Raw genomic sequence first — 19,962 nt, 5'->3', positions numbered from 1 at the left:
GGTGGGGGTCGTTCTGCATTCGCCGGTTGTGCCGAAACACCCCGCCGACCGTGCCGATAAGTCCCGCCGACCGTGCCGAAACACCCCGTCGACCGTGCCGATAAGTCCCGCCGACCGTGCCGAAAAGTCCCGCCGACCGTGCCGAAACACCCCGCCGACCGTGCCGATAAGTCCCGCCGACCGTGCCGAAACTCGCCGTCGACCGTGCCGACCTCGCGTCACCTACGGCGTGCACGTTCGTCGAGCAATCGGTCGAGTCGGGTGAGGAAACCGATCGGGTCGAGGGAGAGCTGTGCGCTGTTGCGCCGCAGGGTGACCCAGCCCAGCCGGGCGGATTCCCTGTCCCGTGCCGCGTCGGCAGCCCGCTGTTCGTCGCTGTAGTGATAGTCGAAGCCGTCGAACTCGACACCGATCTTCTCCGCTCGGTACGCGTGATCGAACTTCGCGACCGTGATCCCGCGCTCGTCGCGCAACACGACCTGGGTCTCCGGCCGCGGAAGACCGTCGGCGAGGATGAGGTGCCGCATCCAGCTCTCACCCGAAGATTCAGCGCCGGCGTCGATCCAGGGGATCAGGCCGCGGATCTGTCGGATTCCCCGCACTCCCGGGTGGTCGACGATGTACCGCCACAACTCGCCCAGATCCAGTTCCGTCGCTGCGGTCAGGTCGTCGAGGAATGCCAGTCCGAGCCACGCGGGTCCTCGACGGCCCAGGTCGTAGGCGGTCCTCATCGCGGTCGTGGTGGGCATTCCGTCGATCTCGACGATGTCGGTGGGATCGATGTCGGCACGTACCACGCGAACATGTCGCGTCCGCCGGCCCTGACCGGTCGGGTGGCGAAGAAGTTCGACGTGGTCGCGATAGTCGAAGAACTGTGCGCCGTGCAGAACTGACGCGCTGACACCGCCGACGACGGCATCAGGCCCCGATCGCAACCACGCCGCGCGGATCGTCTCGATGGGGCCGAGCTCGGTCGCCGGATCGGCGTACACGCCCCGATGCACGCGCCGGAAATCCCGGGCGATGGCGCGCGGGGTCATCGACTCCGGCAGTCCGGTGTCACTCAGGTGAAAGGGTTGGTTCCCGTCGATGGTCATGATCATTGGACGCGCGGCAGCCTCGCATGGATCCATCGATGTCATCGGCACAGTCGGCTGCGAACTTTGGCACGGTCGGCGGGAAACTCTGGCACGGTCGGCGGCGAACTGTGGCACGGTCGGCGGGGTTAGAGGCGGTAGACGCGCCTGGCGTTGGCGTGGGCGATCATGTCGATCACGCGTGTCGCGTCGAGCTGAGACCACTCGTCGGCGTCGACGAAACCCTGTACCGCGCGGGCGATCCCGGACCGCCACAACACCGCGCCGAGGTGGTGGAACTCCGCCGGGCCGCAGCCGTCGGACGAGTAGAGCAGCTTCGAGAACGGCGCCATCTCGAGCAGACGCGTGATGAACGCCCCCGACCGTGCGCCGAGATGGTGGATGGCGAGGCCGCCGTCGAGATACACGTTGCCGAACGCCTGCGCGAGGTACCCGGCCTCGCGTTCGAAGGGATAGCAGTGCAGCAGCATGATCGGTGTGGCGCCGCTGCTGCGGAGGAAGTCGTTCAGCAGCAACGGATTCGAGGCCGCGAGGTCGGCGTCGCGGTCACCGAAACCGATGTGGAACTGCAGCGGCAACCCGAGCTCGAGCGCGCGATGCAGCCCGAACCGCAGCAGGATCCGGTCGGTGACCCGTCGGCCGCCCTCGTCGCGCCAGCGCTGTGCGGCGAGTTCCACCAGCGCGGGCGGCGGGTCGGACAGGTCACCGCCGAACCCGCCCCGGTAGGCGAGGATCGACTTCGTGGCGACGGCACCCGCCGCCCGGCGGTGCAGGATCTCGACGAACGCCTCGGCGTAGCCACCGGCGGCGGCCGCGGCCTCCTCGGCGATCTGTTCCAGGCGCACCACCTCGTGTGCGACACCCCCGCCGGCCGCCGCGAGGTCGTCGGGCGACACCAGGCCGATGTCGAAACCGGTGTCCACCAACCACTGTGCGACGCCGGCCGCGGGGAGCAGCGTGTTCGCGACACCGGTCTCGCCGAGCTCGCGGCGGCGGCGCAGGTAGTCGACCGGAGAGCAGTGACGCTCCAGGCCCAGCAGCGGTGCGCAGTGTGCACGGACCGCGAAACCCGCCTGGGTGTCGAAGCCGTCGTCGAGCGACCGCACTCCGGCGGTGTCGGCCTCGAGGAGCGCCGAGGCGAACCGGATGTCGGAGGCATCGGGATCACCGGGGGCGGCGGAGGCCCAGAACCCGTGCACGTGGTGGTCGATGAGCGACACCGACGCGGCGTGCTCGGCGATCGCACCCATCAGACGCTCCAGGTCATCCGGAACGTCTCGGCGATCTCGCCGGGGGAGAGGTGACCGAAGTTCTCGGCCTCGTACCGTCGCACCGCGACCGTGGCGTCGACGACGTCGTCACCGAGGACGGCGCGGGCCACATTCGACGCGTCGAGGGCGTCGATGATGGCGCCCTGATCGACCGGGAGCAGCACGGTCCCGGCCGACTCCCGTTGCGCGTCGGTCTGCGACGCGGGGTCGACGAGGGTCTCCGGGGGCAGGGCGAGACCGCGGTCGATGCCGTCGAGCGCGGTGCCGAGGATGGCCGCGGTCGCGAGGTAGGGGTTCGACGACGGGTCGACGATCTTCACCTCGACGTTCGCCCCGTGGGGGTTCGCCGGGCGGGCCTCGATGAACCGCACCGCGGCCTCGCGGTTCTCGGTGCCCCAGCACGCGTACGCCCCGGCCCAGTAACCCGGCAGCATCCGCAGCACCGACACGATCGAGCCGCACAGGACGCCCTGGATGTCGGGCAGGCCGGCCACGACACCGCCGATGGCCGCGGCGCCGGTGTCGGTGAGACCGTGCGGACCGTCGCCCCCGGAGAACAGCGGACCGTCGGCGCCGGCGAGCGAGAAATGTTGGTGCGCACCGTTGCCGACACCGTCGGCGATCGGCTTGGGCGAGAAACACGCGCGCAGTCCGTGCCGCCGGGCGACCCGACCGATGACGAGCCGGGCCGCGACGAGCTGGTCGGCCGCGGCGACCGGCGGCAGGGGACTCAGCGACACCTCGAACTGGTTGCCGCCGTATTCGGGGTGCAGTTGCGCGATGTCGACGTCGGCGTCGCGAGCCGCGGCGAGGACGTCGCGTACGAAGCCCTCGTGTTCGAGCACCCCGGCCAGGCCGTACTGCGCCCACAGCGTCGCCGGGATCGGCGCGGCGTCGGGGCCGAACAACCCGAACTCGAGTTCGTGGCCCACCAGTGTCGTCAGCCCCCGCTCGGCGAGGCGTTCGGTGGTGCGCCGCAGCGTGGTTCGCGCGCACGCGGCGACCGGCGCCAGGTCCTGGTCCACGAAATCGGCCGGTGCCCAGGCCATCCCGTCGCCGATCACGCGTGCGGCCCCGAGATCGACGCGGATGCGTTCGTCGCCGACGGCGCCGAAGCGATCGGTGTAGGCGATACCGACGCGGTCGGTGGTGAACACGTGCCACACCGGACTGACACCGAGACCGGTCTCGGCGAAACCCTCGGCGCGGTCGATGTCGACGGTCTTGGCGTGGACCAGTCCGGCCGGGTTCACCACCGTCCCGACGAGGAACTGCGTTCCGGCGCTGCGGAGTCGGCCCAGGGCGTCATCAGTGGTGGATGCCATGGGCCACAGTCTGCCCCGTCAGCCGTGTCGGTAGGGGAGATACTGCACCGACCACGCGTTGCCGTCGGGATCGGCGAAGTAGACGAAATGGCCCCACGGCTCGATCGCGACCTCGCTGACGTCGATGCCGGCGTCGAGCAGATGGGTGCGGACGGCCTCGATGTCGGTCACGCACATCATCAGGCCCTTGACCGATCCCGGTTCGCCCTCGACGAGTCCGACGCCGAACGTGATCGAGCAGCCCGAACCGGGCGGCGTCATCTGCACGAACCGGATGTCGGTGTCGCCGGCGTTGCCCGGGGAGCCGGCCGGGACCACCTGATCATGGTCGGCGGTGAAGCCGACGCGGGTGTAGAAGGCCTTGGCGCGATCCACGTCGGACACGGGCAGCGTGATCACCTCGAGCGTCCAAGGGCCGCCGGGGACGGTGGCTGCGCTCGTGGGGCTGTCGACACTGCTGGTCATGATCGGGTCCTCTCGTCGATGAACTGGTGTGACCAGTCTCTCGACGATCGAGGACAGATACGGTCCTCGATGAACCGCGATCTCGAAACGGTTCGGCTCAGCCGTTGCGGAACCAACCGGCACGCTCGATGCGCCCGATCTCGGTCTGCCAGAACTCCCAGGCGTGGATGCCGATGGGCCAGAAGCTGCTGCGCACGTTCGCGCCGGCCGCGCGCGCGGCGAGGGCGAAGGTCTGCGACTGCTCCATCGAGACCACCTCGAGCGCCGAGCCGGACAGACCGGTTCCGAAGGTGGCGACGCTGGTGGGCGGCCCGTTCCAGACGCCCGCGGCGGCGTAGATCCAGAGATGCTTGCCGCGCATCGCGCCGACGTTGAGGAGCGGGTCGTTCTGGAAGGCGCGCACGTTGGGGAAGATGCCCCACATGTTGTTGAGATCGAAGCGGCCGGAATCGATCGCGGCCGCGCGCAACATGGTCTGCATGCCCGGTGCGGTGAGGTGCGGGAAGCCCGAGATCGACGCGGCCCGCGAGTAGAGGTCGGGGCGGGTGGTCGCCAGCATGATCGCCGGGCTGGCCGCCATCGACAGGCCGACCAGGCTGCGGTTACGCGAGAATCCCAGCGAGTTCAGGTAGGCGGGCAGGCTGCCGGTGAGCACGCTGTTCCAGCGGTAGGGACGCGTCTGGCCGGCGCTGGGACTCGGGTTGTCCCAGTCGGCGTAGAAGCTCGACTGCCCGCCGACGGGCATGACGACGTTGTATCCGCGCTGGCTGAGGTAGGCGACGTTCGTCTCCTTCTCCCAGCCGTTGACGTCGTTTCGTGCACGCAGGCCATCGAGGAAGATGATGGTCGGTGCGGCCGACGGCTTCGTGGTGGTCGAGGCCCAGGTGCGGATGACCGGGTCGCCCATGCCGTAGCCGTCGATCTTCGCGGCGCGGAAGGTGGGGGCGGGGTTGGGGCCCCATGCCGAGGCGGTGCCGGTCCCGACGACGAGCATGCCGACGGCCAGCAGCAGCGACACGATCAGGCCGACGAGCGGCCGCGGTCGGGACATCACACCGGTTCGCGTCATCGTTCGGCCACCCTCAGACGTCATCACACACACCACTCCTGTTTTGATTCGCAGGCAGATTTTTCCACGATTCGTCCGCATTCGTGCATCCCCGCCCGTACGGACTCCCCCGTGGAGGATGGCATACGGGGGACAATCGGGCTGTGCAGGTCCCCGAACTCACAGGTGGTGCGTCGCCCCCGGCCGCGTCACCGTCGGCGCGTCACCGGTGGATCCTCCACGTCGATCTCGACCAGTTCCAGGTGTCGGTGGAGCGCATCCGCGACCCCGGTCTGGAGGGTGTCGCGGTGATCGTGGGCGGTTCGGGTGACCCGGAACAACCGCGCACCGTGGTGACCTGCGCGTCGTACGAGGCGCGTGACCTGGGGGTGCGGGCGGGTATGCCGATGCGGGCGGCGCTGAAGCGATCACCCGACGCGGTGTTCCTGCCGACCGACCACGCGACCTACGACGCCGCGTCGGCACGGGTGATGGAGGCGATCGCCTCGCTCGGGCATCCGGTGGAGGTGTGGGGGTGGGACGAGGCCTATGTCGGTGTCGACGCCGACGATCCGGTGCCGGTCGCGGCCGCGATCCGCGAGACGGTCGCCGCGGCCACCGGACTGCGCAGCGCGGTGGGGATCAGCGACAACAAGCAGCGCGCGAAGATGGCCACCAACATCGCGAAGAAGTATCCCGTCGACGGCGACCCCGCGGCGAGGGTGTTCGTGCTGACCGGCGAGAACTGGATGGCCGAGATGGGTGAGCGCCCCACCCGCGACCTCCACAGCGTCGGACCGAAGACCGCGGCGAAGCTCGCCGCCGCAGGCGTCGACACCGTCGACGACCTCGTGGACACACCGCGGCAGACGTTGATCGAGATGTTCGGTCCGCACCAGGGCACCTGGCTCTATGTGCTGGCGCGCGGTGGCGGCGACGGCACGATCACCACCGAACCAGAACCGGCACGGTCGCACTCGAAGGTGCACACGTTCCCGACCGACCTGACCGATGTCGCGCAGATGCACGGCCGGCTCGCCGAGCTCACCGATGCCCTGCTCGCCCAGATCGTGGCCGAGGGGCGCGTCGTGTTCCGGGTCGCCGTCACCGTGCGCACCACGACCTTCTTCACGCGCACGAAGTCGCGCAAGCTCCCCGCACCGACGACGTCGCTCGCCGACATCGAGCCCTCCGTGCACGTGCTGCTCGACAAGTTCGACCTCGACCGACCCGTCCGATTGCTCGGTGTCCGACTCGAATTGACCGATCCGGACACGTGATCGCGACCTTCGCGACAAGTCGCCCCGGCGATATGACACGGCCGCGTGCGGGAGGCCACGATGGCTCCCGTGAGCACGCTGACCTACACGCAGTCCGTCGTCATGGGACTCCTCCAGGGCGTCACCGAGCTGTTCCCGGTGTCGAGCCTCGGGCACTCGTTGATCGTCCCGGCCTGGATCGGCGGTAGCTGGGAGAAGCTCGTCACCGAGTCGAACAGCCCGGGGCACACCCCGTTCCTCGCGTTCCTCGTCGCGCTGCACGTGGCGACCGCGCTCGCGCTGATCGTGTTCTACCGCCGCGACTGGGTCGCGATCATCGGAGGACTCATCGGCTCGCTGCGAACCCGCTCGGTGGACACTCCCGAGGCGAAGCTCGGGTGGCTGATCGTGATCGCGACAATCCCGGTCGGCATCGTGGGGCTCGTCGCCGAGAAACCGCTGCGCGAGGTGTTCGCGACGCCGTTGATCGCCGCGGTGTTCCTCTTCCTCAACGGTCTGGTGCTGCTCGCCGCCGAGGTGCTGCGCCGCCGGACATCGGCGACCTCGGGCAGGCACGCCACCTCGGGCGCCGGCGGGTCCGGACACGCGAAGGACGACGTCACCGATCTGAGCTATCCCGACGGCGCGCTGATCGGCGCGTTCCAGATCCTCGCGCTGCTGCCGGGCATCTCGCGGTCGGGCGCCACGATCTCCGGCGGCATCCTGCGCGGACTCGACCACGAGGACTCCGCGCGGTTCGCGTTCCTGCTCGCCACGCCGGTGATATCGGCCGCCGGTGTGCTGAAGATCCCGGAGCTGTTCGGACCGGCCGGCGACGGCATCGGCGGGCAGGTGCTGGTCGGGTCGGTGTGCGCGTTCGTTGCCGCGCTCGCCGCCGTCGCGTTCCTCGCGCGGTTCTTCCGCACGCGCACGCTCTACCCGTTCGTCGCCTACTGCCTCGTCGCCGGCGGGATCAGCATCGCGTTGTTCGCCTGAGCCCGGATCTACAACGCGAGGAACCCGTCGAGCAGTCGGCCGCACCGGGAGCTGAGGGTCGTCGCGTCGCGGGCGATGCGGTCGGCGAGGTCGTCGACGTCGATGCCGAAGTCGCGCTCGACCTCGAGCTCGGACTCGCGGGTCCAGCCCAGGCGCCACGCCGCGAACGACCCCGCGGAGATCTCGGGGTGGAACTGCAGGCCCAGGTTCCGGCCGGAGACGAACGCCTGTGCGCCGCTGGCGTTGTCAGCGATCAGTTCGGCACCGGGCGGCACGGTGAAGTGATCGAAGTGCCACTGCATCCAGGGCCCGGCGTCGATGAAGTCGCGGGTCGATTCGACCGTCACGAACCCGACCTCCGGGTGCGGCGAGCGCGTGACGACACCACCGAGCACGCGGCTGAGCAGCTGACCGCCGAAACACACCCCGAGCACCGGCGTGCCGGCGTCGACGACGGCGGCCACGTAGGCGCGTTCGGGCGCCAGCCACGGCAGGGAGTCGTCGTCGGCGGCGTGCGCCGACCCGAGCACCGTCACGAAGTCGACGCTCGTCGGGTCGGGCAGGTCATCGCCGGGATGGGCCACGACGACGTCGAAGCCGCGGGCGCGGGTGGTGTCGGCCAGTGATCCGGCCTCGACGCGTCCGCGTTCACGGTCGTCTTCGTGGGCGAGGAACAGTGCGGTGGTCACCGCTCCATCCTCGCAGCACCACCCGCGACGGGCAGGGTTCAGTCCTCGAGGACCAGCAGCGTGTAGATCCCGAGTGCGGCGTAGCCGACGGCCGCGGTCACGGTCAGCAGACGGGTGGTCAGCGGCACCCCCTTGGTGACGGCGAACGACACGGCGTCGACGGCATCCAGCGCGACGCCGGCCTCGATGGTGGAGGTGAGCACCGCCGGACTCGCCGACGTCGCCGCCAACACACCGCCGCCGACGAAGACCTCGCGCGCCGCGAACAGCCTCGTGGTCACCTTCATCATCGGCAGCTCCGCGTCGGCGCCGGCGAGCAGTGCATTGGTCTTGGCCGGTGCCAGGAGCATCGACAGCCCCAGCGCGGCACGGCCACCGCCGAGGACCAGAGGGAGCACGGTCTTCGCGCGGTCGGTGGAGCGGGACTTCCGGGACAGCTTCTTCGTCACGGTGTCAACGGCGGAGTGGGTGATCGTCATGCCGCGATCCTAGGGAGGCCGATGCGACAGCGGCCGCGGATACGCTGAACCGGTGACCATCGCGAGTGACCGACCGGCGTCCTCGCGCGCATGACCGCCGTCCCCATCGAGATCACCTGCGACGACGGGTTCGTGCTGCACGGCCACCACTGGCCCGCTTCCGACACCTCCGTCGCGAGGCCGGGGGTCGCGATCATCACCGCCGCGACGGGCGTGCTCGCCCGCTACTACCACCGCTACGCGGCGTTCCTCGCCGGCGCCGGTTTCGACGTCGTCACCTTCGACTACCGCGGTATCGGGGACTCGCGGCCGAACCGGTTGCGCGGCATGCGATGTCGCTGGCAGGACTGGGGCCGGAAAGATCTCGACGCGGTGCTCGGCGAGGCCGGGCGCCGATGGCCCGGCGCGCCGATCTCGGTGGTCGGGCACAGCGTCGGTGGGGTGGTGCCGCTGTGGGCGCCGCGCAACACCGATATCGCGCGCGTGCTCAGCGTCGGTGGCCAGTACGCGTGGCGAGGCGACTTCGCGCCCTGGGCGCGGCGTCGACTGATCTGGCGCTGGCGCGTGGTGGGTCCGCTGCTGACCCTCGCGTGCGGCTATTTCCCGGCGCGGCGTCTCGGCTGGATGGAGGATCTGCCGCGCGGCGTCGCGATGGAGTGCGCGCGCCGTCGCCCACGCATGGAGGACAACTACCCCCGCGCCGAACGCGCCGACGTCGTGGCCGTCGCCGCAGCCCTGACCGCACCCGTCCTCGCCGTCGCGACCACCGACGACGAGTACGCCACGCCCGCGGCCGTCCTGCGGGTGCTGGACTACCTGCCCGCCGCGCCGCACGAGTTCGTCCAGCTGTCACCGGATGCGCTCGGCCGCAGCGCCATCGGACATTTCGGGCTGTTCCACAGTCGTCACCGCGACGACTTCTGGGCCGACTCGTTGCGCTGGCTGCTCGACGGCGAGAACCCATGGCCCCAGCACGTGTGGTCACAGCACGTACGGTGAATCGATGAGCACCGAACACACCCTGGGCACGCCGGTGACCGTCGTCGGTGCGGGGATGGCGGGCGCGGCGTGTGCCGCCGCGCTGGTCGTCGCGGGCGTGCCGGTGCGCGTGCTCGACCGCGGGCGCGCCCCCGGGGGACGGATGGCCTCCCCCGAGCTGCACGGCCGCCGGGTCGATGTCGGGGCCGGGTATTTCACCGTGCGCGACAACGGTTTCGAGGCGGTGGTCGGGGAGTGGCGTGACCGCGGTCTGGCCCGCGAGTGGACCGACACCTTCGGGGTGCTGGCCGCCGACGATCAGCCCTCGACCTCGACCGGTCCGATGCGCTGGGCCACCCCCGGTGGCCTGCGATCGCTCGTCCGCGACGTCCTCGGCGACATCGAGGTCACCACCGCCGACCTCGACGCGCTGCCCGACGGTGACGTCGTGATCGCGATGCCCGATCCGCAGGCCGCGCGGTTGACCGAGATCGCCGAGCCGGTCGGCTACGACCCGGTCATCGCGGTCGCCGTCGGATTCGAGCCGGAGTCGATGCGGGACCTGCCGTTCACCCACGCCGCGTTCGTCAACGACCACCCGTCGGTGTCGTTCATCGCCGACGACGGCTCGCGCCGTGGCGACGGTGCGGCGGTGTTCGTCGCCCACACCACACCCGACCTCGCGGCCGCCCACCTCGACGATCCCACCGAGGTGATCGGAGAGGTCGAGGACGCGGTGACCGAATTGCTCGGGATCGGCCGGTCGGCGATCGAGTGGACCCACGCGCACCGCTGGACGTTCGCCAAGCCGACCGGCGCCCACGACGCCACCCACTCCCTGCAGCAGATCGACGGTCGGCTCGTCGGTCTCGCGGGAGACCAGTGGTGCCCGGAGGGGTCGCCGCGGGTCGAGAGTGCGTGGCGTTCGGGCGCCGATCTCGCGGCCGCGATCATCGCGCGCCGCGACGCCTGAGTTCGCCTAGCGGGGGATGTTCATCGACACCAGCGTCGCGGTGTCGGATCCGGCGGCCGCACCGATCTGATCCCACGGGACCGAGATCCGCAGCACCGCATAGGCCGACGTCGGGAACCCGTCGATGTCGGCCGACGGGTCGAGGGTGACGGCGGTCGCGGGCATCCCCGGTTCGTGACCCACCACCAACACCGTCTCGGCGTCGGCGGGCACGTGATCGCGGATGGCGGCGAGGATGTGTTCGGGCATACCGCCGTACACGTCATCGACGAAATCGACCGAGGCGGCGTCGACCCCCGTGCACTGCAGCGTCTGGCGGGTACGGGTAGCAGTCGAGCAGACGACGGCGTCGACGGTGAGGCCGTCACGCGCGAACCATTCGCCGGCGAGAGTGGCCTGCGCGATGCCACGTTCGGCGAGCGGACGTTCGTGGTCGCCGACGCCCTCGGGGTACCCCGACTTGCCGTGCCGCATGAGGATCAGCGTGCGCGTCATGCGGTGCGCGATCGCACGGACCGATCCGAACCGGGCTCCCCACGCAGGAGCCGCGCGGTGTGTCGCCACGCCGACGCCTCCTGCTCGCAGGCCCGGGCGTGCTCGTCGTCGCCGCGATCGAGTGCCGCCGCCGCGGCCTCACGGAGTTCGAGATCCTCGTCGAGACTCAGCTCGATCAGGCCGTCACGGGCACCGTCGTCGGTCAGCGCACGGTCGATCTGCGCGCGCGACAGGGTGAGGAGTCGCTCCAACTCGTCGGAGATCCCGCGCGTTCCCGTCCTGCGTGATGCCACCCGATGACGGTAGATCCGATGACCGACATCGGCGAAACACCTGCCACGGCGTGGCGCGAAGTCGCGGCAGGTGCGTCCCGCGATCGTGGACATCCCCCGATGGCGGAGTGTTACCTTCCGCGGATGAGAACACGTTCTAGTTCGGGTCTGGTGCGGACGATCCTCGGTTTCCTGCTCGCGGCGGGTGCGGTCACCGCGTCGGTCGCACCGGCGAGTGCGGCCCCGCTCCCGGTGTCGTACAACTTCTTCTCCGGCATCCCCTACGCGCTGGGCCACCCCGGTGGATCGCTGCCCGGATCGAACGACTTCCGGTGCCGACCGACGGCCGAACACCCGAATCCGGTGGTCCTGGTCCACGGCACCGGCGGCGGCAGCATGACCAACTGGGGCACCTACGTCCCGCTGCTCCGCAACGAGGGCTACTGCGTGTTCGCCCTCACCTACGGCACGGTGACGTCGATCGCGCCGTTCGACCAGGTCGGGGGCATGGGGCGCATCGAGACCAGCGCCGCGCAGCTGCGCACCTTCGTCGACCGTGTCCGTCAGGCCACCGGAGCGGCCAAGGTCGACATCGTCGGCCACTCGCAGGGCACCCTGATGCCGACCTGGTTCGTCAGATATCTCGGCGGTGCGTCCTCGGTCGGTCGGTACGTGTCGATCGCACCGCTGTGGAACGGCACCGGCGGTGCGGTGGGTGCACAGGCGGGCGTGGTGGCGCGGCGTCTCGGGATCACCGAGACCGGATTGCCCGTGTGCGCGGCGTGCGGCCAGATGCAGACCGGGTCGGCGCTGCTGGCGAAGGTCAACGCCGGCGGCGGCCCCTACGTCCCGGGGATCGCGTACACGAACATCTCCACCATGTACGACGAAGCGGTCATCCCGTACACGTCCGGTCAGGTGGCGGGCCGGCCCGGCGACGACGTCACCAACATCGTTGTGCAGAACGGGTGTTCGGTCGACCACAGTGACCATGTCGCCGTCGCCGCGTCGCGACGCGCGGCGACCTACGTCCTCAACGCACTCGATCCCGCACACCCGCGGCCCGTTCCGTGCCTGCCGGTCCTGCCGATCGTCGGGTGATCGGTCGCACACCTGTCCGGGGTGCTCGATAAGACTTCGTTGAGAATCCGATCCCGGGCCCCCGAGGACGGCGCGGCGCCCCGTGTGGGCCAGTAGCGTGGGCGCGATGCACCTGTTCCTGCCCGCGACGCTCGCCGTGCTGTCGGCGTTGCTGGTCGCGACGGGAACCCTGGTGCGGCAGCGGTCGTCGACGCCGACCGGTGGCATCACCCGGCGCTGGTGGCTGGGGGTGCTCATCGCCGCGGGTGGGTTCGCGCTGCAGGCCGTCGCCCTGGGGCTGGGCACCCTGCTGTTGGTGCAGCCGCTCATCGTGCTGTCGGTGTTGTTCGCGTTGCCGATGGAGGCCTACCTCGACCATCGGCGGCTCACGTTCCAGGAGTGGAAGTGGGGCATCGTCCTCACCCTGTGCATCGCCGCGTTCGTGCTGATCGCCATGCCGACCCCGTCGGAGTCCTCCCCGGGCCCGTGGGTGTTCGTCGGCACCGTCGTCGCGGTCCTCGTCGTCCTCGCCGGACTGGTGGTGGGCGCGAAGTTCGTGTCGCTGCACTACCGGGCGCTGCTCTTCGGTTCGGCGTCGGGGCTGCTGACCGGCGTGCAGTCGTTCCTCGTCAAGGGCGTCACGACCCAGATGGGTGACGGGATCGCGCACATCTTCGTCCACCCCGAGCTCTACCTGATCGTCGTCGTCGCGGGAGGGTCGGTGTGGGCGCAACAGCTCGCCTTCGCTGCCCACGACCTGCAGACCTCGTTCCCGGCCATGACCGTCATGGAACCCGCGGTCGCCATGGCGCTGGGCGTGCTCCTGCTCGGTGAGCGCGCCGACGTCGATGTCGTCGAGGGCGTGTTCGCCGGTGGTGTGTTGATCCTCATGTTCTATGCGGTGGTGGTGCTGGCCAAGCACGCCGCAGCTCGCGAAACGGAGTTCGAGGCGCCGCCGGAACTCGTGTCCGCGAACGCCACGGGCGTTTCCCTGGGTGGCACATCCCGGGCCGGCCACTAACCTCGAACTCGTGCACACCTGGCTCCCCGCGCTGCTGGCGGTCGGCGCGGCAGCGCTGATCGCGGCGGGAACCGTGCTGCGTCAACGCGCCTCGTGCGAGGGCGGCGCGATCACGCTCGTGTGGTGTCTCGGCGCGGGTATCGCGCTCGGCGGGTTCGGCCTGCAGGCGGCGGCGTTGGGCCTCGGATCGATCCTGCTCGTGCAGCCGCTGGTGGTCCTCGCGGTGCTGTTCGCGTTGCCGCTCGAGGCGTGGCTCGATCACCGGCACCCCAGCCGCTACGAGTGGGCGTGGGGTGGCGTGCTCGTCGCCTGCGTCGGCATCTTCCTGCTCATCGCCGACCCCCGCGAGGTCGATCGTCGACCCGACCACGCCCTGATCGTCGCCACGATCGCCGCCATCATCGCGTTGCTGATCGTGTTGGTCGTGATCGCCGAACGATCCAGCGACCACAACCGCGCCCTGTTCTACGGCCTCGTCGCCGGCACGCTGTTCGGCATCGGCGCACTGCTCATCAAGACCGTCGTCTACGTGGCGCTGCACGATCCGCTCAACCTCTACGCGCGCCCCGAGGTCTATCTGTTCGTCGTCGTCGCGATCGGCGGCGTCGTCGCCCAGCAGCGCAGCTTCGTCGCCGGTGAACTGCAGACCTCGTTCCCGGCGATGACGGTGATGGAACCCGCGGTGTCGATGGCGCTCGGCGTGACCCTGCTGGGCGAGGCGGTCGTCGTCGGCTGGTGGCAGACCACCGTGATGGTCATCGTGCTCGTCGTCATGGTCCGCGCGGTCATCACCCTCGCCACCCTGTCGGCGGTACGCGGTGTCGACACGCCCGCGTCGACGACCCCCCGTGACAGCGAGCTCATCGCGTAGCAGGCTGGGTCGATGAACGACACCTACGACGTCATCGTCATCGGCGGTGGGCCCGCCGGTGAGGTGGCCGCCCAGTTCGCCATCGCCGGATCCGACCGCACCGCCGCCATCGTGGAGGCCGATCTGTTGGGCGGCGAATGCTCCTACTGGGCGTGCATGCCGAGCAAGGCGCTCCTGCGGCCGGTGGAGGTGACCGCCGCGGGTCGACACCTCGACGGTGTGTCGGTCGGCGATCTCGACACCGCCGCCCTGCTCGCGCGGCGTGACACCTGGGTGAGCGGCTACGACGACTCCGGACAGCGGTCGTGGGCCCAGGGTGCCGGCATCGACGTCATCTCCGGCCGCGGCGCGCTCGCCGGTGACCGCACCGTCCGGGTCACCACCGACGACGGCGAACGCACCCTGACCGCGCGGCAGGCGGTGGTCCTCGGGACCGGGAGCACCGCCAGCATCCCCGGCGTGTTCGCCGACCTGCACCCCTGGACGTCGCGCGACGCGACGGGCGTTCGCGAGGTACCCGAGTCGCTCATCGTGATCGGCGGCGGCGTGGTGGCCTGCGAGGCGGCGACGTGGATGAACGCGCTGGGCACCGCGGTGACGATGCTCGTGCGCGGACAGGTGCTCGGCGCCCTCGACGACTTCGTCGGTGAGGCGGTGATCGAGGGGCTGCGCGCGGCGGGCGTCGAGGTGCGCACCGGTGTCAGCATCTCCGACCCACGGCGTGACGACGTGACCCCCGACGCCGGTGACGGCTCGTCGGTCGGTGTCGCCCATGGCGGTCCGGTCACCGTGTCTGTCGACGGTGAGGACCTCACCGCCGCCGAGATCCTCGTCGCCGCAGGCCGCACACCCGCCACCGACGGACTGGGTCTCGACTCGGTCGGCATCGACGATCCGTCCGATCTGTCCGCGGTCGACCCGGGCGGCCACGACTGGTTGTACGCCGTGGGCGACGTGTCGTTCGGGCCGATGCTCACCCACTGGGGTAAGTACCAGGCGCGTGTCGTCGGTGCGCGTATCGCGGCCCGCGCCGAGGGCCGCACGCCGCCGCCGGTCCGCGACGACGTGCCGGTGCCGCAGGCGGTGTTCACCGATCCGCAGGTCGGCAGCACCGGGCTCACCGCCCGCGACGCGCGCGAGCGTGGACGGCCGGTGACCGTGGTGAGCCAGCCGATCACGGCCGCATCGGGCATCGGACTGCTGCGCGACGACGCGACCGGCACCGCGCAGATCGTCGTCGACGACGAGACACGCACGCTCGTGGGCGCCACCTTCGTCGGCCCCGAGGTCGGTGAGCTCATCCACGCGGCCACCATCGCCATCGTCGGCAAGGTCACCGTCGACGATCTCTGGCACGCCGTCCCGTCGTACCCGACGGGCAGCGAGATCTGGCTTCGACTGCTGGAGAAGTACTTCGGCTACTAGATCGCGGCCGGTCAGAACATGGTGCCGGGGTTCATCAGGTGGTGGGGGTCGAGGGCGTCCTTGATGCGACGACTGATGTCCATGACGTCGGCGCCGACCTGATCGGGCAGCCACGGCTTCTTCAGCCGACCCACGCCGTGCTCGCCCGTGATGGTGCCGCCGAGCCCGATCGCGAGATCCATGACCTCGCCGAACGCGACCTGCGCGCGGGCGGCCTGGTCGGTGTCGTCGGGGTCGAACACGATGAGAGGGTGGGTGTTCCCGTCGCCGGCGTGGGCGATGACCGAGATCATCACCTCGCGCTGGGCGGCGATCGCCGCGATCCCGTCGACGAGGTCGGGCAGTTTCGGCAGCGGCACCCCGACGTCCTCGAGCAACAGTGACCCGAGCTTCTCCACCGCGGGGATGGCCACGCGTCGGGCCACGGTGAACGCCTCACCCTCGTCGGCGTCGTCGGTGGCGAACACCTCGGAGGCGTTGTTCGCCTCGAATGCCGCTGTGATGACGGCGATCTCCTCGGCGGCCGCAGCGCCGGGGGAGTCGCTCTGGGCGACGAGCATCGCGCCGGCCGAGCGGTCGAGGCCCATTTTCAGGTGATCCTCGACGGCGTTGATGGCGACGGAGTCCATGAACTCGAGCATCGCCGGACGTATCCGATCGGTGATCGCGAGCACCGCCTCGGTGGCGTCGTGGACGCTGGCGAAACTGCCGACCACCGTCGACGCGGCCGGCTGCGGCGGCAACAGTCGCAGCGTGACCTCGGTGATGATGCCGAGGGTGCCCTCGCTGCCGACGAACAGTTTCGTCAACGACAACCCCGCGGAGTCCTTCAGGCGCGGACCGCCGAGCCGCACGGCACGACCGTCGGCGAGCACGACCTGCATGCCCAGCACGTAATCGGTCGTCACGCCGTACTTCACACAGCACAACCCACCGGCGTTCGTCGCCGCGTTGCCGCCGATCGAGCAGATCTCGAATGACGAGGGGTCGGGCGGATACCACAGGCCGTGTTGTACGGCAGCGGCTTTCACCTCGGCGTTGAGGAGCCCTGGCTGGACGACGGCCACCCGCATCACGGGGTCGATCTCGATGGCGCGCATGCGCTCGGTCGAGATCGTGATCGCGCCGTTGACGCCACCCGACCCGCCCGACAGACCGGTGCCCGCGCCGCGGGGCACGATCGCGACACGGTTCGCCGCGCACCACTGCACGGCCGCGACGACGTGGTCGGTCGACTCCGCACGCACCACGGCCAGCGGGATCGCCGCGTCGGGGTCGAGCGCGCGGTCCTGTCGGTACCCGCCGCAGATGTCCGGATCGGTGACGACCATCCCCTCGGGGAGCGCCGCGATGAGGTCGTCGAGGGCGAGTGTGCGCGTCATGACCCCAGGCTAACCGCGGTTCGCAACTGGCATAGCCATTGCGATCGCGAACCGTCCACACCGTCGTCTTGCGACTGTCTTCACTTATTTGTGCCTAGCCACGAGAAGTTCAAACTTCCCGCGAAATGCTGTTGGACTGACAGATCGACGGCCGCAGATCGCGCAAACGGCAGGAGTTCTCGCTGAAGGCTAGCCAGAATCGAGGACGAGGACTGTTCAATCTGAAGTTCCGAGACGGCATGAGTTCCCGCCACCTGACGCTGTTCGGTGGAGGAGCAGAAAGATCGGGCGGCCCCCCATGACAACTCAGGTATGTTACTAGAACGCGGGCCATTCTGTCGCCGAAGCATCATCGAGGCATCCAGAAACGACTTGAAAAAGTAACCTGTAGGGGACGTTCCGAGCTCGTATCGAAAACGCCCACCGAGCCCAATGGCGGCCGCACCTAGTGCCGATTCAGGCTCCCCTACCTGAATGGCACACCTTGCTACCTCATTTAGGAATATTCTGATGCATTCATCGACGTCGTCAAACTCCGATCGGTTGCGCAATGTAACTTTTGCCTGATCGAGAGCGTACTGGGGCTTTTTCCCCCTGAGGACTGTAATTCTGTCGAGACGGGCTTGAAAGCTCTTCGGAGCGCCTCGCAAGACGCCATCAGCCGCTGCCAGCGCCTCATCGGGATCTGCTAGTGACTTCGAAATTTGATATGCAGAAGTCCAGAGGTTTCTGTTAACTTCGCCCTTCGCGCGGATTCGGGCGCCTGCTCGTCCGATAAGCCAACAAACACGACTCATTTCACCCAAAAGACGGAGCCTCAGAACCGCATGATGAGCAATTGAGGCGTGGCGGCAGTAGATTCGCTCGCCAGCGAATGTAACCAACGCTTCGCGTCCGAGGATAGTAATTATTTTCGTGTTCGGAGAGTCGCCGTTCGCATCAACGAGGGCTGCCAAAACTTCGCGACTTATCCCTTGGCCCCTGGTCCCGTCTGGGTCATGTACGTCTTGAATAACGCAAATTGCGCCGAAAACATGAAGCATCGTGATGGATTCGTCTTCGAGTAGGAGAATCGAAGAGAATTTATCGAGCAAATCCCCAATGCGATTCTGCAATCCCTCGGCCGACCTGGTAGACAGAATCGCGCCAATCAACGTTGTTTCGTTGGATCCCTCGATTCCCCGCGAATTTGCGTACAGCTTGCTCGCAGTTTTTTCGATGGCGTCCGTTTGAGGCAGCAATGCAAAGGCGGGCGGGAGCGCATTTAGCTCAGACCATTTTTTTGCAATGCCCATCGCGTCGGCATTCGTGATTCCGTGGAACAGTACATCGACGGCTTTCGCCGCGATCGCGCGACCAGAGGTCCACCAGACGCGATCGTGGCAGGCCACTAGGAGGACGATACCTTCCTGCTCGGCGATGGCAGAAAACGCTGATGCCACCTCCTCGATTATTAGGTCTGCTGAATCGACCATTACGCAGATTGCGCCGAAACGGTTCCAGGCGTCCTTCAGCCACTCGCCCGTAAGGCGCGGGGCACCGTGTTCGCGCCAAAGGAACGTCCAATCTTCGCGCTCTGCAGCGAGGGTGAGTGCGACCTGCCTCAAAGCCAGCGATTTACCTTCGCCAATCGGGCCGATTGCTGCGACACATCCTGAGAGGTTTTGCAGCTTGTTTCGCGCCTTGTTAGCTAGGTCTGTAGTCGCTGTGAGCGCTGGCCAAACATCCGGTACAGCATCACGCCATTCCGGGTCGTAACCGTCGATGAAAGAGAGATTTTCCGCGTCCCTGAATGCGCCGCGCCTGACTTCCTCGCTTGGTTTAATGATGGTATACCCGTCCGGTGACGCCTGGTCACCGGCCGAAATCTCATCAATGAATTCGCGCCCTAAATCGTGCAGCGTAAAGGCGTTCTGACCACTTACGTCGAAGTAGAAATTGCAGCCAGGAAGTCCGTATAGGCCTGCGAGTTCGGGATGTTTCTGAATAGACGAATGGTCCTGCGAATATACGGTCCAGCATAACTCGGAATCGTAGAGCTGCCCGTCCACAATCGCTGATTTGAGGGCGCGCATGAATACGTCTTCCCAACCGCCATATCCGACGGAAATAATGATTGAATTGGAGAAGGATTGGTTAATCAGCTGCTCTATCGCTGGCCTTACCCGCGCTAATTGGGCGGTTGTATGTAGGCTATTCGAAGATCGCCAGAAACCGTGAAGGTGGAAAACGGGTGTTGCGGTCTTCTCGGCCAGTTGCTCCCGGGTGGGCATGGCTGTACCCGCGATAGGCAGAGGCTCGCACTCCATTCCGCGAGCGGCGAGCGCGACCTCGATCAAAGGGTCGAAATTTGTGGTGTAAATATGCCCGCGAATATTGGAAGGGAGCATCGCGTAGAAGCCAGCGAACGCGCGGTGGGAATCCGTAATTCGCCAAAGATTTTCATCTTTCTCGATCTGTCGCAATTCGTTTGTGGACAAGCTTTCGAGAATATTTGCCAGTCGCTCTGGTTCAACCAGGCTCGCCTTGAGGGTTGCAACACAAAGCGCCTCGCGGACACGCTTGGCCCCCCCGCGAGCGAGCAGTAAGCTGGCGGCCTCTTGGTACTGTTCGGCACCTGGGCTAAGAGGCTCGACCAGCTGGCGAACGGATTTTCGTTCAGCCGGGGGCAAGGCGTTTATGAATATCTCTACCATTGCCCGGACGTCTGGGACTGCGCCTTTCGACATTCCGGCGCCGATGATGAAGTGTATTTGACGATCAGCATCAATGATTGCAGTTCGCAAACGGGCATGGAAATCATCTAACGACGGCAATCGACACCTCGGCTCAATAT

Annotated in this window: 19 protein-coding genes; 8 read left to right on the top strand and 11 right to left on the bottom strand. The window is 68.0% G+C overall.

Annotated features, from left to right (window positions below):
* Nucleotides 1-218: 218 nt before the first annotated feature.
* The 5 genes from ASG12_RS18420 to ASG12_RS18400 form a co-directional block, all read right to left on the bottom strand.
* Nucleotides 219-1,097 carry a hypothetical protein gene (locus tag ASG12_RS18420; protein WP_156378178.1) on the bottom strand — a complete coding sequence of 293 codons (879 nt, stop codon included), beginning with the start codon at nt 1,095-1,097 and terminating at the stop codon, nt 219-221.
* A 128-nt stretch (nt 1,098-1,225) separates the two neighbouring features.
* Nucleotides 1,226-2,347 (bottom strand): amidohydrolase family protein, encoded by a 1,122-nt coding sequence (locus ASG12_RS18415; protein WP_055792843.1) that lies wholly within the window; start codon nt 2,345-2,347, stop codon nt 1,226-1,228.
* Entirely contained in the window at nt 2,347-3,693 is a 1,347-nt protein-coding gene (locus tag ASG12_RS18410) for a glutamine synthetase family protein (RefSeq protein ID WP_055792840.1), read from the bottom strand. The genes ASG12_RS18415 and ASG12_RS18410 overlap by 1 nt, the downstream gene beginning before the upstream one ends.
* A gap of 18 nt (nt 3,694-3,711) precedes the next feature.
* The gene (locus tag ASG12_RS18405; protein ID WP_055792837.1) at nt 3,712-4,158 is read right to left on the bottom strand and encodes a VOC family protein; all 447 of its coding nucleotides are present in this window, start codon (nt 4,156-4,158) and stop codon (nt 3,712-3,714) included.
* Nucleotides 4,159-4,255: 97 nt separating this feature from the next.
* The gene (locus ASG12_RS18400) at nt 4,256-5,227 is read right to left on the bottom strand and encodes an alpha/beta hydrolase (RefSeq protein WP_235457536.1); all 972 of its coding nucleotides are present in this window, start codon (nt 5,225-5,227) and stop codon (nt 4,256-4,258) included.
* A 143-nt stretch (nt 5,228-5,370) separates the two neighbouring features.
* Between ASG12_RS18400 and ASG12_RS18395 the strand changes: the two genes are divergently transcribed.
* Nucleotides 5,371-6,486 (top strand): DNA polymerase IV, encoded by a 1,116-nt coding sequence (locus ASG12_RS18395; protein WP_055792835.1) that lies wholly within the window; start codon nt 5,371-5,373, stop codon nt 6,484-6,486.
* Nucleotides 6,487-6,555: 69 nt separating this feature from the next.
* Complete coding sequence (locus ASG12_RS18390; RefSeq protein ID WP_055792833.1) at nt 6,556-7,461, top strand: undecaprenyl-diphosphate phosphatase; 906 nt, start codon at nt 6,556-6,558, stop codon at nt 7,459-7,461.
* An 8-nt stretch (nt 7,462-7,469) separates the two neighbouring features.
* Here the strand turns inward: ASG12_RS18390 and ASG12_RS18385 are convergent, their stop codons facing one another.
* Both ASG12_RS18385 and ASG12_RS18380 read right to left on the bottom strand, forming a co-directional pair.
* Nucleotides 7,470-8,150 (bottom strand): type 1 glutamine amidotransferase, encoded by a 681-nt coding sequence (locus tag ASG12_RS18385; protein ID WP_055792831.1) that lies wholly within the window; start codon nt 8,148-8,150, stop codon nt 7,470-7,472.
* 38 nt (nt 8,151-8,188) lie between these two features.
* A complete protein-coding gene (locus ASG12_RS18380) occupies nt 8,189-8,629 on the bottom strand; it encodes a hypothetical protein (RefSeq protein WP_055792828.1) in 441 nt (146 codons plus the stop codon).
* Between the two features lie 90 nt (nt 8,630-8,719).
* On the opposite strand from ASG12_RS18380, the gene ASG12_RS18375 reads away from it, so the two are divergent.
* Nucleotides 8,720-9,628, top strand: coding sequence for an alpha/beta hydrolase family protein (locus ASG12_RS18375; protein WP_055792825.1), 909 nt, complete (start codon nt 8,720-8,722; stop codon nt 9,626-9,628).
* 4 nt (nt 9,629-9,632) lie between these two features.
* Nucleotides 9,633-10,580 (top strand): NAD(P)/FAD-dependent oxidoreductase, encoded by a 948-nt coding sequence (locus ASG12_RS18370; RefSeq protein ID WP_055792822.1) that lies wholly within the window; start codon nt 9,633-9,635, stop codon nt 10,578-10,580.
* Between the two features lie 6 nt (nt 10,581-10,586).
* On the opposite strand, the gene ASG12_RS18365 is transcribed toward ASG12_RS18370, so the two are convergent.
* Complete coding sequence (locus tag ASG12_RS18365; RefSeq protein WP_055792819.1) at nt 10,587-11,075, bottom strand: SixA phosphatase family protein; 489 nt, start codon at nt 11,073-11,075, stop codon at nt 10,587-10,589.
* The gene (locus ASG12_RS18360; protein ID WP_156378177.1) at nt 11,072-11,368 is read right to left on the bottom strand and encodes a hypothetical protein; all 297 of its coding nucleotides are present in this window, start codon (nt 11,366-11,368) and stop codon (nt 11,072-11,074) included. Before ASG12_RS18360 ends, ASG12_RS18365 begins: the two co-directional genes overlap by 4 nt.
* A gap of 123 nt (nt 11,369-11,491) precedes the next feature.
* Between ASG12_RS18360 and ASG12_RS18355 the strand changes: the two genes are divergently transcribed.
* From ASG12_RS18355 to ASG12_RS18340, 4 genes are all read left to right on the top strand, one after another.
* A complete protein-coding gene (locus ASG12_RS18355) occupies nt 11,492-12,448 on the top strand; it encodes an esterase/lipase family protein (protein WP_055792813.1) in 957 nt (318 codons plus the stop codon).
* A 106-nt stretch (nt 12,449-12,554) separates the two neighbouring features.
* Nucleotides 12,555-13,448, top strand: coding sequence for a DMT family transporter (locus tag ASG12_RS18350; protein ID WP_055793829.1), 894 nt, complete (start codon nt 12,555-12,557; stop codon nt 13,446-13,448).
* Between the two features lie 10 nt (nt 13,449-13,458).
* Entirely contained in the window at nt 13,459-14,319 is an 861-nt protein-coding gene (locus tag ASG12_RS18345; protein ID WP_055792810.1) for a DMT family transporter, read from the top strand.
* A 12-nt stretch (nt 14,320-14,331) separates the two neighbouring features.
* Entirely contained in the window at nt 14,332-15,744 is a 1,413-nt protein-coding gene (locus ASG12_RS18340) for a dihydrolipoyl dehydrogenase family protein (protein WP_055792808.1), read from the top strand.
* 11 nt (nt 15,745-15,755) lie between these two features.
* Here the strand turns inward: ASG12_RS18340 and ASG12_RS18335 are convergent, their stop codons facing one another.
* Nucleotides 15,756-17,126 (bottom strand): FAD-binding oxidoreductase, encoded by a 1,371-nt coding sequence (locus tag ASG12_RS18335; RefSeq protein ID WP_055792805.1) that lies wholly within the window; start codon nt 17,124-17,126, stop codon nt 15,756-15,758.
* A gap of 80 nt (nt 17,127-17,206) precedes the next feature.
* Nucleotides 17,207-19,942 (bottom strand): P-loop NTPase, encoded by a 2,736-nt coding sequence (locus ASG12_RS21390; RefSeq protein ID WP_162243440.1) that lies wholly within the window; start codon nt 19,940-19,942, stop codon nt 17,207-17,209.
* Between the last annotated feature and the right edge of the window lie 20 nt (nt 19,943-19,962).

Origin of the sequence: Williamsia sp. Leaf354, from assembly GCF_001424365.1 — a bacterium.
Taxonomy (GTDB): domain Bacteria; phylum Actinomycetota; class Actinomycetes; order Mycobacteriales; family Mycobacteriaceae; genus Williamsia_A.
The sequence above is the reverse complement of the archived record's forward strand: the minus strand, read 5'-3'. Positions and strand labels throughout refer to the sequence as shown.